Source organism: Pseudomonas sp. MSSRFD41, from assembly GCF_014230245.1.
GTDB classification, from domain to species: domain Bacteria; phylum Pseudomonadota; class Gammaproteobacteria; order Pseudomonadales; family Pseudomonadaceae; genus Aquipseudomonas; species Aquipseudomonas piscis.
Map to the genome: position 1 here is coordinate 172,965 of NZ_JACKZK010000007.1, position 13,747 is coordinate 186,711.

At 64.7% G+C, this 13,747-nt stretch carries 9 protein-coding genes; 7 read left to right on the forward strand and 2 right to left on the reverse strand.

Annotation, left to right across the window (positions count from 1 at the left end; all coding sequences use genetic code 11):
* The first annotated feature begins 38 nt into the window (after positions 1-38).
* From H7A76_RS13720 to H7A76_RS13745, 6 genes are all read left to right on the forward strand, one after another.
* Positions 39-1,766: an autotransporter assembly complex protein TamA gene (locus H7A76_RS13720; protein ID WP_185698987.1), complete on the forward strand. Its 1,728-nt coding sequence runs from the start codon at positions 39-41 to the stop codon at positions 1,764-1,766.
* The gene (locus H7A76_RS13725; RefSeq protein WP_185698988.1) at positions 1,763-5,434 is read left to right on the forward strand and encodes a translocation/assembly module TamB domain-containing protein; all 3,672 of its coding nucleotides are present in this window, start codon (positions 1,763-1,765) and stop codon (positions 5,432-5,434) included. The genes H7A76_RS13720 and H7A76_RS13725 overlap by 4 nt, the downstream gene beginning before the upstream one ends.
* Before the next feature lie 210 nt (positions 5,435-5,644).
* Positions 5,645-6,118, forward strand: a complete 474-nt coding sequence (locus H7A76_RS13730) for a MarR family winged helix-turn-helix transcriptional regulator (protein WP_185698989.1) — start codon at positions 5,645-5,647, stop codon at positions 6,116-6,118.
* Complete coding sequence (locus tag H7A76_RS13735; protein WP_185698990.1) at positions 6,115-7,584, forward strand: efflux transporter outer membrane subunit; 1,470 nt, start codon at positions 6,115-6,117, stop codon at positions 7,582-7,584. Before H7A76_RS13730 ends, H7A76_RS13735 begins: the two co-directional genes overlap by 4 nt.
* Positions 7,585-7,599: 15 nt before the next feature.
* A complete protein-coding gene (locus tag H7A76_RS13740) occupies positions 7,600-8,799 on the forward strand; it encodes an efflux RND transporter periplasmic adaptor subunit (RefSeq protein WP_185698991.1) in 1,200 nt (399 codons plus the stop codon).
* Positions 8,800-8,867: 68 nt separating this feature from the next.
* The gene (locus H7A76_RS13745; RefSeq protein WP_185698992.1) at positions 8,868-10,397 is read left to right on the forward strand and encodes a DHA2 family efflux MFS transporter permease subunit; all 1,530 of its coding nucleotides are present in this window, start codon (positions 8,868-8,870) and stop codon (positions 10,395-10,397) included.
* Between the two features lie 115 nt (positions 10,398-10,512).
* Here H7A76_RS13745 and H7A76_RS13750 read toward each other — a convergent pair whose 3' ends face one another.
* Together H7A76_RS13750 and H7A76_RS13755 are read right to left on the reverse strand one after the other, a co-directional pair.
* Positions 10,513-11,265, reverse strand: a complete 753-nt coding sequence (locus tag H7A76_RS13750; protein WP_185698993.1) for a UDP-2,3-diacylglucosamine diphosphatase — start codon at positions 11,263-11,265, stop codon at positions 10,513-10,515.
* Positions 11,262-11,765: a peptidylprolyl isomerase gene (locus tag H7A76_RS13755; protein ID WP_022639660.1), complete on the reverse strand. Its 504-nt coding sequence runs from the start codon at positions 11,763-11,765 to the stop codon at positions 11,262-11,264. The genes H7A76_RS13750 and H7A76_RS13755 overlap by 4 nt, the downstream gene beginning before the upstream one ends.
* A gap of 271 nt (positions 11,766-12,036) precedes the next feature.
* Here H7A76_RS13755 and H7A76_RS13760 point away from each other — a divergent pair, with 271 nt between their 5' ends.
* Entirely contained in the window at positions 12,037-13,734 is a 1,698-nt protein-coding gene (locus tag H7A76_RS13760) for a glutamine--tRNA ligase/YqeY domain fusion protein (RefSeq protein WP_185698994.1), read from the forward strand.
* The last annotated feature ends 13 nt before the right edge of the window (positions 13,735-13,747 follow it).

The following is a 13,747-nucleotide window of genomic DNA, read 5'->3' on the forward strand; positions in this document are numbered from 1 at the left end:
TCTATCGCCCTCCCAAGCTCGTGATAGCATCCGCGCCTATGAAGTTTTCCGGAAGATTCACCAGCGGTTTCTTGCTGCTGTTCAGCAGTTGCGCGGCGCTGGCGCAAAGCGAATTGGCGGTCAGGATCAAACCTGCCGACGACGAGTTGAAGGCCAACATCGAAGGTTATATCGGCGATCTTGGCGACCGAGATGAAGAAGCCCTGCTGAGGTTCAGCAGGGGTGCCGAGGAGCAGGCCAAGAAAGCCGCCCAGGCCCTGGGCTACTACCAGCCATTGATCTCCAGCGAAGTACGGGGCGGCGACAAACCGCGCCTGTTGTTGCGTATCGACCCTGGCGAGCCGGTGCACCTGCGCGAGGTGACCATCCGGGTCGAAGGCCCGGCCGCCTCCCTCAAGTCCTTTCGTACCCCCGACAGCGACCAGCTCAAGCCTGGCGCGGTGCTCAACCATGGGCGCTACGAAGACGCCAAGCGCCTGATCCAGAACCAGGCCTCGCGCTATGGCTTCTTCAGCGGGCGCTTTACCCGGCAGCAACTGCGGGTGGACCCGCTGGCCGGGGTGGCGGACATCGAGCTGGTCTACGACAGCGGCCCGCGCTATGCCCTGGGCAAGGTCAGCTTCAGCGGGGACTCGCTGTTCGATGAAGACCTGCTGCGGCGCATGGTGCCGTTCAAGGCCGGTACCGCCTACGACTCCGAATTGATCGCCGAACTCAACCAGGCCCTGCAGTCCAGTGGCTATTTCGAATCCGTGCGGGTGGATGCCACGCCTACCGCTGCCGAGCATGAAGTGATTCCGGTGGCGGTCCAGCTCGACACCCGCAAGCCCCGCACCCTGGGCCTGGGCCTGGGCTACTCCACCGACGTCGGTCCACGGGTCAAGGCCAACTGGACCCGGCACTGGGTCAATCCCCAGGGCCACAGCTATGGCTGGGAGGCAGAGGTCTCGGCGCCACGGCAGAACGTCGGGCTGTGGTACGACATTCCCCTGGACCCGCCCCTGACCGACAAGCTGCGATTTGCCGGCGGCTACCAGAACGAAGAAATCTCCGGCACCGATACCCTGAGCAAGCTGTTGACCCTGGGCCCCGAGTGGCACAGCAAGCTGCCCAGTGGCTGGCAACGGGTGGTTTCGCTCAAGTACCAGCGCGAAGAGTATCGGCTCGGCGATGACTCGGGCCTGAGCAACCTGCTGATGCCCGGCCTGACGTATTCCTATCTGCGCAGTGACAACCGTATCGATCCGCACAACGGTTATCGCATCCAGTTCGATACCAAGGTGGCCAAGGAGGGCCTGGGCTCGGACAACAACCTGTTGTACGGCACGGTGTTGCTCAAGGGCCTGGCCACGGCCTGGGACAACCATCGCCTGCTGGGCCGGGTGCAGTTCGGCGGGAGCGCCACCAACGGCTACAAATCGGTGCCGCCGTCCCTGCGTTTCTTCGCCGGTGGCGACCAGAGCGTGCGAGGCTACGACTACCAGAGCCTGTCGCCGAAGAACTCCAAGGGCGATCGCATCGGGGGGCGCTACATGGTCGCCGGCAGTGTCGAGTACCAATACTCGATCGCCGAAAAATGGCGCATCGCGACCTTCATCGACCAGGGCAACTCCTTCGACAAGCTGGAGTTGCCGAACCTCAAGACCGGGGTCGGGCTCGGGGTGCGCTGGGTCTCGCCGGTGGGCCCGATCCGGGTCGACCTGGCCCACGCCATGAATGATGACGGCGGTGTACGTTTGCACTTTTCCATGGGGCCAGAGCTGTGATGCGTGGGTTGAAGATAACGCTGCTGGCGATCCTGGCGCTGGTGGTCCTGGTCATCCTCACGCTGGCCGCGGTCCTCGGGACCCAGGCCGGCAGCCGCTGGGCCTTGCGCCAGGTGCCGGGGTTGAGCCTGGAGCAGTTCGACGGTCGCCTCGGGGGGCAGTGGAGCGCCGGGCATCTGCTTTGGCAGCAGGACGGCACGCGGATCGAACTGCGCGGCGTGCAGTTTTCCTGGTCGCCAGCCTGCCTGCTGCGCATGACCCTGTGCATCGAGCAACTGGAGGCCGACCAGGTCAGCCTGCAGTTTCCGGCCGGTGGCCAAGAGAGCCCGGGGCCCATCAGCTTGCCGGAGTTGCACCTGCCGCTGGCCATCGAGCTGGGGCGGGTACGGCTCGGCAGCCTGCTGCTCGACGGCAGCGAGCAACTCAAGAGCCTGCAACTGGCGGCCCACTGGACTACCCAGGGGCTGCGCATCGATGCGTTGCAACTGCAACGCGACGACCTGGCCCTGGCGTTGACCGGCCTGCTGCAACCCACGGGCGACTGGCCCCTGACTGCCCAGGGCCGCCTTGGCCTGCCGGCTCCCGGCGGCGGTCCCTGGGAGCTGGCGCTGCAGGTCGAGGGCGACCTGCTCAAGACCCTCAAGTTGCAGGCCGACAGCAGTGGTTACCTGCAAGGGCGCCTGAGCGGTGAACTGCAACCGTTGGCCCAGGACCTGCCGGCCCAGGTACGGATCACCGCGGATGGCTTCAAGGCCAGTGCCGACCTGCCGGATACCCTGCAATTGGACCAGCTGCAGCTCACCGGCAAGGGCGACCTGAAACGCGGCTACCAGCTCGTCGGCCAGGCCAGCCTGCCGGCCGAGCAAGGGCCGGTGGCCTTGTCGTTGCAGGGCAAGGTCGATGCCAAGGGCGCCCAGATCACCACCCTGGAACTGCAGGCCAGCGACCACCAGAGCCTCAAGCTCGAGGGCCAGCTGGACTGGAGCCAGGGCTTTGTCGCCGAGGCCCGGCTCGCCTGGCTGGATTTTCCCTGGCATCGCCTCTACCCACGAATCGAAGAGCCGGCCGTGGCCCTGCGCAAGTTCAACGCCGAAGTGGCGTACCGCGATGGCAACTACCTGGGCAACTTCCAGGGGGACCTGGAGGGGCCGGCCGGGGTCTTCAGCCTCGGCAGTCCGTTCAGTGGCGACCTGGGCCAGGTGCACCTGCCGCAATTGCAATTGACCGCCGGCCAGGGCAAGGCCCAGGGGCACTTGAACCTGCAGTTCGCCGATGGCCTGGCCTGGGATACCGCCCTGGACCTGTCGGCCATCAACCCGGCCTACTGGCTGGCCGAATTACCCGGAACCCTTGCCGGACCCTTGCGTAGCCAGGGGGAGCTGAAGACCCAGCAGCTCAAGCTCGCCGCCGACCTGGATCTCAAGGGCCGCTTGCGGGGCCAGCCCGCGCTGCTGCAGGCCAAGGCCGACGGCGCCGGCGAGCAGTGGCGCCTCAATACCCTGGACATTCGCCTGGGGGATAACCGGATCAATGGCGCGGGCAGCCTGCAACAGAAGGTCAGCGGCCAGTTGGACATCCGTCTGCCGCGCCTGGGCCAGCTCTGGCCGCAGTTGCGCGGCCAGCTCAATGGCCGGGTGGACCTGGCCGGGACGCTCGCGGCGCCCCAGGGCAAGGCGGAGTTGAACGGGCAGCAGTTGGCCTTTGCCGACAACCGCCTGCAAAGCCTCAAGCTCGATGCCACCCTCGATGGGGCGCAGAGGGCTCGCATCGAACTCAAGGGCAGTGGCATCCAGGCCGGCGATACCCAGCTCGGTAGCCTGACCCTGGCTGGCCAGGGCGACATCCGCAAGCAGCAGCTGCAACTGGACCTGCAAGGCCCGCTGTTGAAGCTGGCCCTGGGCCTGGATGGCACCCTGGACCAGGGCGCCTGGCGCGGACGGCTGGCCAGCGGTGAGGTCCAGAGCGGTGGCCAGGACTGGAAGCTGCAGAACCCGGCGCGGCTCGAACGCTTGGTCAACGGTACGGTCAACTTCGCCGCCCATTGCTGGGTCAGCGGCGACGCCAGCCTGTGTGGCGAAGACCAGCGGCTGATGCCCGAGCCGAAGCTGCGCTACCACCTCAAGCGCTTCCCCATCGACAGCCTGGCCCAGTGGCTGCCCAAGGATTTCGCCTGGAAGGGCCTGCTCAATGCCGATGTCCAGCTGGACCTGCCGGCCAGCGGCCCCAAGGGCCAGATCGTCGTGGATGCCAGTGGCGGCACCCTGCGGGTCAAGGACAAGGAGCAGTGGCTGGACTTTCCCTACCAGGCGCTCAAGCTCGACTCGCGGCTGGGGCCACGGCGCATCGACAGCCAATTGCAGTTCGATGGCGGCAAGCTCGGGCAGTTGATGGTCCAGGCGCAGATCAACCCGCTGCCCAAGAACAAGCCGCTATCCGGGGAGTTCCGCCTCAGTGGCCTGGACCTGTCCGTGGCGCGGCCGTTCGTGCCCATGGTGGAAAAGCTCAATGGCAACTTGAACGGCAGCGGCCGGCTGTCCGGCGGCCTGCTGGCGCCCCAGGTCAACGGCAGCCTGCAGCTCAGCGGTGGCCAGGTGTCCGGTTCCGAACTGCCCACCAGCATCGAGGACCTGCAACTGACCGCGCAGATCATGGGTGAGCGCGTGCGGCTCGACGGCACCTGGAAGGGCGGCAAGAGCGGGCAGGGCAGCCTCGATGGCAACCTCGCCTGGGGCCGGGAGCTGCTGGTGGACCTCAACCTCAAGGGGGCGCAACTGCCGGTGACGGTCGAGCCCTATGCGGCGCTTGAGGTGGCGCCCGACCTGAAGATCGCCCTGCAGGACAACCGGCTGGCGATCAGCGGCAAGGTGGCGATTCCCAAGGGCCAGATCACTGTGCGCGAGTTGCCGCCATCGACGGTCAAGGTCTCCGATGACACGGTGATCGTTGGCCAGCAGGCCGTCGAGGGCAAGGCGCCCATGGCCATGGCGATGAACATCGACGTGGAAGTGGGCCAGGACAAGCTGGCCTTCAGCGGCTTCGGCCTGACGGCCAACCTGCAGGGCCATGTGCACATCGGCGACAACATGGACACCCGTGGCGAGCTATGGCTCAACGATGGTCGCTATCGTGCCTACGGCCAGCGCCTGACGGTACGCCGGGCGCGGTTGCTGTTCGCCGGTCCCATCGACCAGCCCTACCTGGATATCGAGGCGGTGCGCCAGACCGACAACGTGATCGCCGGCATTCGTTTGAGCGGCAGCGTCGAGCAGCCGACGACCAAGATCTTCTCCGAGCCAGCCATGAGCCAGGAGCAGGCCCTGTCCTACCTGGTGCTGGGACGGCCGCTGAGCTCCGGCGGCGAAGACAACAACATGCTTGCCCAGGCGGCCCTCGGCCTGGGCTTGATGGGCAGTTCGGAGCTTACCGCAGGTATCGCCAAGAACCTGGGGATCCAGGATTTCCAGCTCGATACCCAGGGCAGCGGCAATGCCACCAGCGTAGTGGCCAGCGGCAACATCTCCGAACGACTCAGCCTGCGCTACGGGGTAGGGGTCTTCGAGCCAGCCAGCACCATCGCCTTGCGCTACAAGCTGAGCAAGAAGGTCTACCTGGAGGCCGCCAGCGGCTTCGCCAGCTCCCTGGACATCTTCTACAAGCGCGACTTCTAGCGCTTGCCGGCCTCGGCCACTGGCGCTTGGCGCGCCGGTGGCCGGGGCAGGTCTTTCCTTCGTTCATGGCCTCCTGCGGCCTTCGCGCGCCATCACCGGCCCTGCTTATAAGCCAGGTAAAGAGCATGCTAATTATTACATTGACATTCGCTGCCTAGGCAGTAACATCTCGTCACACACTCCCTGCCTAGGCAGCTAATTGGTGAGCAGATGAAGCATTTCCAACCGGACGACTTCCACAATTGCCATCTTGGCCTGCTGCTGGGGCGTGCCGCCTTGCTCAAGGACCGGATCCTCGACACCCACATGGAACCCCACGGCATCACCGCCGCGCAGTTCAAGGTGCTGATCATCATGGCCCAGTTCGGTGGCGATACCCCGGCCGAACTGTGCCGTCACTTGTCCCTGGATAGCGGTTCCATGACCCGCATGCTCGATCGTCTGGAACAGAAGGATTTCCTGGTGCGCAGGCGTTCCGAAGGCGATCGCCGCCAGGTGCAGCTGGTGCTCACCGAGGAAGGCCGCAAGCTCACCGACCGCTTGCCCGTCATCGGTGCCGAAGCGATGAACGAATTGACCGGTGCCATCACTCCCGAGGAGTTGGCCACCCTGGAACAGATCCTCAAGAAAATGCTGCTGGCAGCCGGTGACCCGATCACCATCCAGCGAGTAGGTGCCAAATGAGCAGTAGAACCTTGCGTACTCGCGCCAGCCTGGTGCTGATGGCCATGAGCCTGGCCGGTTGCGCCAACTACAGTGGCCTGGACACCGAGGGCGTGAGTCTCTCGGCCCAGAGCCTGGCCACCGGCCAGGCGCTCAATGGCGTCAGCCTGTCGCCGGCAGCCTGGCCCCGTGCCGACTGGTGGAAGAGCCTGGGCGACAGCCAGCTCGACGGCCTGATCCAGGAGGCCCTGCGCGACAGCCCGGACATGCAGATCGCCAGCGCTCGCGCGCATCAGGCCAGTGCCGCGGCCTATGCCGCCGATGCCGAGCGGATGCCGACCCTGGACGCCAGCGCCGGTGTCAGCCGTTCGCGCCTGGCCCGTGACCAGGATCCCCGAGGGCAGGGCGGAGCCTATTCCACGGTGCGCAACCTGGGCGCCCGCTTCAACTACAACTTCGATCTCTGGGGCGGTCAGCGCGCGGCCTGGGAAGCGGCCCTGGGCCAGGCCCGGGCCGCCGAGGTCGATCGCCAGGCCGCCAGCTTGAGCCTGGCCGCCGACGTCGCCCGGGCCTATAGCGACCTGGGGCGTGCCTATATCGTCCATGACCTGGCCACCGAGGACCTCAAGCGGACCCGGCAGATGCTCGACCTGAGCCAGCGGCGCTTGAGCGCCGGGATCGACAGCCAGTACCAGTACCAGCAGACCGAGAGCCTGGAGGCCAGCTCCCAGGCCAGCCAGATCGATGCCGAGAAGCAATTGCAGAGCGCCAAGATCGCCCTGGCGGTGTTGCTGGGCAAGGGACCGGAGCGCTCCGACGAAATCCGTCGGCCCAAGGTCCTGCAGGCCAGTGCCGTGGCGCTGCCGTCGGTGTTGCCGGCGGAGTTGCTGGGGCGTCGCCCCGACCTGGTGGCGGCCCGCTGGCGGGTGGAGGCGGCGAGCAAGGACATCGACGCCAGCAAGACCCGTTTCTATCCCAACCTCAACCTGAGCGCCAGTGCCGGTGCCGAGTCGGTGCTGGGGGATGCGATGTTCGGCTCCGCCAGCCGTTTCTTCAATATCGCCCCGACCGTCTCGCTGCCGATCTTCGACGGTGGGCGGCTGCGGGCCAGCCTCGACGCCCGGGATGCCGACTACGACCTGGCGGTGGCCCAGTACAACAAGACCCTGGTGACGGCCCTCGGCGACGTCAGCGACAGCGTCACCCAGTTGCGCGATATCGGCCGGCAGATCGCTGCCCAGCAACATGCCACCGACATCGCCCAGGAGTCCTATGACACGGTGGTCCAGCGCTACGGCTCGGGTATCGGCAACTACCTGGACGTGCTGAGCATCGAGCAGCAATTGCTGCAGACCCAGCGCCAACTGGCCACGCTCAACGCGCAACAGATCGACCTGTCGATCCAACTGATGCAGGCCCTGGGGGGCGGTTTCGACACCCAGAACCTGGCTTCGGCCAATCCCAGCCCCGCCCCGCAGACCAAATAATTCGAGGTATTTGTCATGGCTACCGCCGACACTCAAAACACTCCAAGCACTCCGGACACCGCCAACCCACGCAAGCGCAAGGTCATGCTGCTGGGGCTGGCGGCCATCGTCGTACTGGGCGGCCTGGGCGTCTACGCCTGGCATGAGCTCTATGGCCGCTGGAATGAAAATACCGACGACGCCTACGTCAACGGCAACGTGGTGGAGATCACCCCGCTGGTCACCGGCACGGTGGTCAGTATCGGCGCCGACGATGGCGACCTGGTGCATGAAGGCCAGGTGCTGATCAACTTCGACCCCAACGATGCCCAGGTCGGCCTGCAGAGCGCCGAGGCCAACCTGGCGCGGACCGTGCGCCAGGTGCGCGGCCTGTACAGCAATGTGGATGGCATGCGGGCCCAGGTGGCCGCGCAGAAGGCCGAGGTGCAGAAAGCCCAGGACAACTACAACCGCCGCAAGAACCTCGCGGCCAGCGGGGCGATTTCCCAGGAAGAGCTGTCCCACGCCCGGGATGACCTGACCAGCGCGCAGAATGCCCTGGCCAACGCCCAGCAGCAGCTCAACACCACCAACGCCCTGGTGGACGACACCGTGGTTTCCAACCATCCGGACGTGCAGTCGGCGGCCGCGCAACTGCGCCAGGCCTACCTGAACAACGCGCGCAGCACCTTGATCGCCCCGGTCACCGGCTACGTGGCCAAGCGCACCGTGCAACTGGGCCAGCGCGTGCAGCCGGGCACGGCGCTCATGGCGGTGATTCCCCTGGACCAGCTGTGGATCGATGCCAACTTCAAGGAAACCCAGCTGCGCGACATGCGCATCGGCCAGCCGGTGGACATCGAGGCCGACATCTATGGCAGCGATGTGAAGTACAGCGGCACCGTGGACAGCCTCGGCGCCGGTACCGGCAGCGCCTTCGCCCTGCTGCCGGCGCAGAATGCCACCGGTAACTGGATCAAGATCGTCCAGCGGGTGCCGGTGCGGATCCACATCAATGCCGAGGAGCTGGCCAAGCATCCGCTGCGGGTCGGCCTGTCGACGGTGGTCAACGTCAACCTGCGGGACCAGAGCGGACCGGTGCTGGCCCAGCAGCCACCGCAAAAGGCCTCGTTCAGCACCGCTGTCTACGACCGCCAGTTGGTGGAAGCCGATGCCCTGATCACCCGGCTGATCCACGACAACAGTGCGGCCATCGGCAAGACGGCCAAGCGCTGATTCGCCAATCCGTCCGTCCCGGCTCCGCCTAGGAGCCGGGAGGCCTGTCCCGTCCCAAAGGATTCGCGATGAGCAATAACGCCTCTTTCACCCCGCCCAGCTTGCTGTTGAGCACCATCGGCCTGTCGCTGGCGACCTTCATGCAGGTGCTCGACACCACCATCGCCAACGTGGCGCTGCCGACCATCTCGGGCAACCTGGGGGTGAGTTCGGAGCAGGGCACCTGGGTCATCACCTCGTTCGCCGTGAGCAACGCCATCGCCTTGCCGCTCACCGGTTGGCTGAGCCGGCGCTTCGGCGAAGTGAAGCTGTTCATCTGGGCCACGCTGCTGTTCGTGCTGGCCTCGTTCCTGTGCGGCATTTCCACCTCGATGCCCGAGCTGGTGGGCTTCCGGGTGCTGCAAGGGGTGGTGGCCGGGCCGTTGTACCCGATGACCCAGACCCTGCTGATCGCCGTCTATCCGCCGGCGAAGCGAGGCATGGCCCTGGCGTTGTTGGCGATGGTCACGGTGGTGGCGCCCATCGCCGGGCCGATCCTCGGTGGCTGGATCACCGACAGCTACAGCTGGCCCTGGATCTTCTTCATCAACATTCCCATCGGGCTGTTCGCCGCCTGGGTGGTGATGCAGCAGCTCAAGGCGCGGCCGGTGGTCACCAGTCGCCAGCCGATGGACTACGTCGGCCTGCTGGCGCTGATCATCGGTGTCGGTGCCTTGCAGATCGTCCTCGACAAGGGCAACGACCTGGACTGGTTCGAATCCAACTTCATCGTCATTGGCAGCGTGATCTCGGTGATCGCCCTGACGGCGTTCGTGATCTGGGAAATGACCGATCGCCATCCGGTGGTCAACCTGCGGCTGTTCGCCCATCGCAACTTCCGCATCGGCACCATCGTGCTGGTGGCCGGTTACGCGGGGTTCTTCGGGATCAACCTGATCCTGCCGCAATGGTTGCAGACCCAGATGGGCTACACCGCCACCTGGGCCGGCCTGGCCGTGGCGCCGATCGGTATCCTGCCGGTGTTGATGTCGCCCTTTGTCGGCAAGTATGCGCACAAGATCGACCTGCGCCTGCTGGCGGGCCTGGCGTTCCTGGCCATGGGCCTGAGCTGCTTCATGCGTGCCGGCTTCACCAACGAGGTGGACTTCCAGCATGTGGCCCTGGTGCAGTTGTTCATGGGCATCGGCGTGGCGCTGTTCTTCATGCCGACCCTGAGCATCCTGATGTCGGACCTGCCGCCCCACGAGATCGCCGATGGCGCCGGCCTGGCGACCTTCCTGCGGACCCTGGGCGGCAGCTTCGCGGCCTCGCTGACCACCTGGATCTGGATTCGCCGGGCGGACCAGCACCACGCCTACATGAGCGAGCACATGAGTGTCTTCGACCCGGCCACCCGGGAAGCCCTGAACAGCCTGGGCGGCGCCAGCACCAAGGCCTACGCGCAGATGGACCAGATCCTCACCAGCCAGGCGTACATGCTGTCCACCGTGGACTACTTCACCCTGCTGGGGTGGAGTTTCATGGGCCTGCTCCTGCTGGTCTGGATGGCCAAGCCGCCGTTCGCCGCCAAGGCCGGCCCGGCCTCGGGCGGGCACTGACGGGCATAGCAGCGATAAAGAACACCGGCGTGCCGGCGGAGCGCTCCTCGAACCTATGGCAAGTTCGAGAACCTCTTCGCCGGCACGCCGGTGTTCGTTTCAGGCAAGCGTTGCTTCAGGGAGAGTCCGGTAGCGCCAGCTGAGTGGGTACGAAGTCGAAGGCCGCCAGTTGCATGCCGTGTTCGTCCACCTGCAGCGCCCAGCCCTGACGGTCCCAGTCGCCCAGCACGATGCGCCGGGCCGCCTGGTCGCCGATCTGCAGTTTGTGGAACGCCGGGCGGTGGGTGTGGCCATGCACCAAGGTGCGCACCCCCTGTTGCTGCATCACCAGTGGCACTTGTTCCGGGGTGACGTCGACGATGTCGTTGGCCTTCATCCGGGTTTGCGCCCGGCTTTCGCTGCGCAGCTTGCGCGCCAGCTTGTGGCGGGTACGCAATGGCAGGTGGCGCAGGATCCACAGGCTCAGCGGGTTGCGCAGGTAACGGCGCATGCGCTGGTAGGCTTCGTCGCGGGTGCACAGGCTGTCGCCATGCATCAGCAGTACCGGCTCGCCGTAGAAGTCGACGACGCTGGGGTCCTTGAGCAGGGTGGCGCCGGCGGCCTTGCAGAAGGCCTGGCCGAGCAGGAAGTCGCGATTGCCGTGCATCAGGAATACCTGGGTGCCGCTATCGCTCAGCTCTCGCAGCGCCTGGCAGATGGAAAGCTGGTAGGGGGTCATGGCATCGTCGCCGATCCATACCTCGAAGAAGTCGCCGAGGATGTACAGCGCCTCGGCGTCGCGGGCGCGGCCACCGAGTAAATCCAGAAACGCCCGGGTGATGTCCGGGCGTTGCTCTTCCAGATGCAGGTCTGAAATCAGCAGTATCACTCAATGATCTCGGCTTTCTCGATGATCACGTCTTCTGCCGGTACGTCCTGGTGGCCGGCTTTCATGGTGGTGGCCACGCCCTTGATCTTGTCGACCACTTCGCTACCGGCGATCACCTTGCCGAACACCGCGTAACCCCAGCCCTGTACGGTCTTGCCGCTGTGGTTGAGGAAGCTGTTGTCGGTGACGTTGATGAAGAACTGCGCGGAGGCCGAATGCGGCTCCATGGTACGGGCCATGGCGATGGTGTACTTGTCGTTGGAGAGGCCGTTGTCCGCTTCGTTCTGGATGCTTGGGCGCTTGTCTTTCTTCTCTTTCATGCCAGGTTCGAAGCCGCCGCCCTGGATCATGAAGTTACCGATGACGCGGTGGAAAATGGTGTTTTCGTAATGACCGGCTTTCACGTATTCGACGAAGTTGGCCACGGTCAACGGGGCTTTCTCGGCGTTCAGTTCCAGCACGATCTCGCCGTGGTTGGTGGTCAGTTTGACTTGGGTCATGGTCGGTACTCTTTATAAGGAAAGCGTTTTCAAGAAAATCTTCGCGGCCGGGACAGGCAAGTGGTCCGGGCCGATTTGGCAGCATCCTGCGGCCAAGGAGCGCAGTTTAGCCTGAGAGCCATGAATTTCGAGGTGGTTTTTTAACGGGCCTGCTATTAATAGCCGCAGTTTTAAAGCTGCGCTCTGTCAGGCACTTGACAGCATCGGCTATGATATCCGTTTTGATTTATCAGGCCGCATCCGGCCGCGCACTTGTACGTTCAAGGATCCTATGAGCAAGCCCACTGTCGACCCTACCTCCAATTCCAAGACTGGACCGGCCGTACCGGTCAACTTCCTGCGCCCGATCATCCAGGCGGACCTGGACTCGGGTAAACACACGCAGATCGTGACCCGCTTCCCGCCGGAGCCCAACGGCTACCTGCACATCGGTCATGCCAAGTCGATCTGCGTGAACTTCGGCCTGGCCCAGGAATTCGGCGGCGTCACCCACCTGCGTTTCGACGACACCAACCCGGCCAAGGAAGACCAGGAGTACATCGACGCCATCGAGCGCGACGTCAAGTGGCTGGGTTTCCAATGGGCCGGTGAAGTGCGCTATGCCTCGCAATATTTCGACCAGTTGCACGATTGGGCAGTGGAGCTGATCAAGGCGGGCAAGGCCTATGTCGACGACCTGACTCCCGATCAGGCCAAGGAATACCGTGGTACCCTCACCGAGCCGGGCAAGAACAGCCCGTTTCGCGAGCGCTCGGTGGAAGAGAACCTGGACTGGTTCGCCCGCATGAAGGCCGGCGAGTTCAAGGACGGCGAGCGCGTATTGCGGGCCAAGATCGACATGGCCTCGCCGAACATGAACCTGCGCGACCCGATCCTCTACCGCATCCGCCATGCCCACCATCACCAGACCGGCGACAAGTGGTGCATCTACCCGATCTACGACTTCACCCACGGCCAGTCGGACGCTATCGAAGGCATCACCCATTCGATCTGCACCCTGGAGTTCGAAAGCCATCGTCCGCTGTACGAGTGGTTCCTGGACAACCTGTCGGTGCCATGCAAGCCGCGCCAGTACGAGTTCAGCCGCCTGAACCTGAACTACACCATCACCAGCAAGCGCAAGCTCAAGCAGCTAGTGGACGAAGGCCACGTCAACGGCTGGGACGACCCGCGCATGTCGACCCTGTCGGGCTTCCGCCGTCGTGGCTACACCCCCAAGTCGATCCGCAACTTCTGCGAGATGATCGGCACCAACCGTTCCGACGGCGTGGTGGATTTCGGCATGCTCGAATTCAGCATCCGCGACGACCTCGACCAGAGCGCCCCGCGTGCCATGTGCGTGCTGCGCCCGTTGAAGGTAGTGATCACCAACTACCCGGAAGGCCAGGTCGAGAACCTCGAGCTGCCGCGTCACCCGAAAGAAGACATGGGCATGCGCGTGCTGCCGTTCGCCCGTGAAATCTACATCGATCGCGACGACTTCATGGAAGAGCCGCCAAAAGGCTACAAGCGTCTGGAGCCGGCCGGTGAAGTGCGCCTGCGTGGCAGCTACGTGATCCGCGCCGACGAGGCGATCAAGGATGCCGATGGCAACATCGTCGAACTGCGCTGCTCCTACGATCCGGACACCCTGGGCAAGAATCCGGAGGGCCGCAAGGTCAAGGGCGTGATCCACTGGGTGCCGGCCGCCGCCAGCGTCGAGTGCGAAGTACGCCTGTACGATCGCCTGTTCCGTTCGCCGAACCCGGAGAAGGCCGAGGACGGTGCGAGTTTCCTGGACAACATCAACTCTGACTCCCTGCAAGTGCTCACTGGTTGTCGTGCCGAACCCTCGTTGGGCAACGCACAGCCGGAGGACCGTTTCCAGTTCGAGCGCGAAGGCTACTTCTGCGCGGATATCAAGGACTCGAAACCAGGTGCCCCGGTATTCAACCGTACCGTGACCCTGCGCGACTCCTGGGGTCAGTGATTCAGTCAAGGAA

What these genes read in the sequence shown, in the direction of transcription:
- H7A76_RS13745 (WP_185698992.1), top strand. Translation starts at nt 8,868, where the DNA reads ATGAGCAATAACGCCTCTTTCACCCCGCCCAGCTTGCTGTTGAGCACC.
- H7A76_RS13760 (WP_185698994.1), top strand. Translation starts at nt 12,037, where the DNA reads ATGAGCAAGCCCACTGTCGACCCTACCTCCAATTCCAAGACTGGACCG.
- H7A76_RS13755 (WP_022639660.1), bottom strand. Translation starts at nt 11,765, where the DNA reads ATGACCCAAGTCAAACTGACCACCAACCACGGCGAGATCGTGCTGGAA.
- H7A76_RS13730 (WP_185698989.1), top strand. Translation starts at nt 5,645, where the DNA reads ATGAAGCATTTCCAACCGGACGACTTCCACAATTGCCATCTTGGCCTG.
- H7A76_RS13735 (WP_185698990.1), top strand. Translation starts at nt 6,115, where the DNA reads ATGAGCAGTAGAACCTTGCGTACTCGCGCCAGCCTGGTGCTGATGGCC.
- H7A76_RS13720 (WP_185698987.1), top strand. Translation starts at nt 39, where the DNA reads ATGAAGTTTTCCGGAAGATTCACCAGCGGTTTCTTGCTGCTGTTCAGC.
- H7A76_RS13740 (WP_185698991.1), top strand. Translation starts at nt 7,600, where the DNA reads ATGGCTACCGCCGACACTCAAAACACTCCAAGCACTCCGGACACCGCC.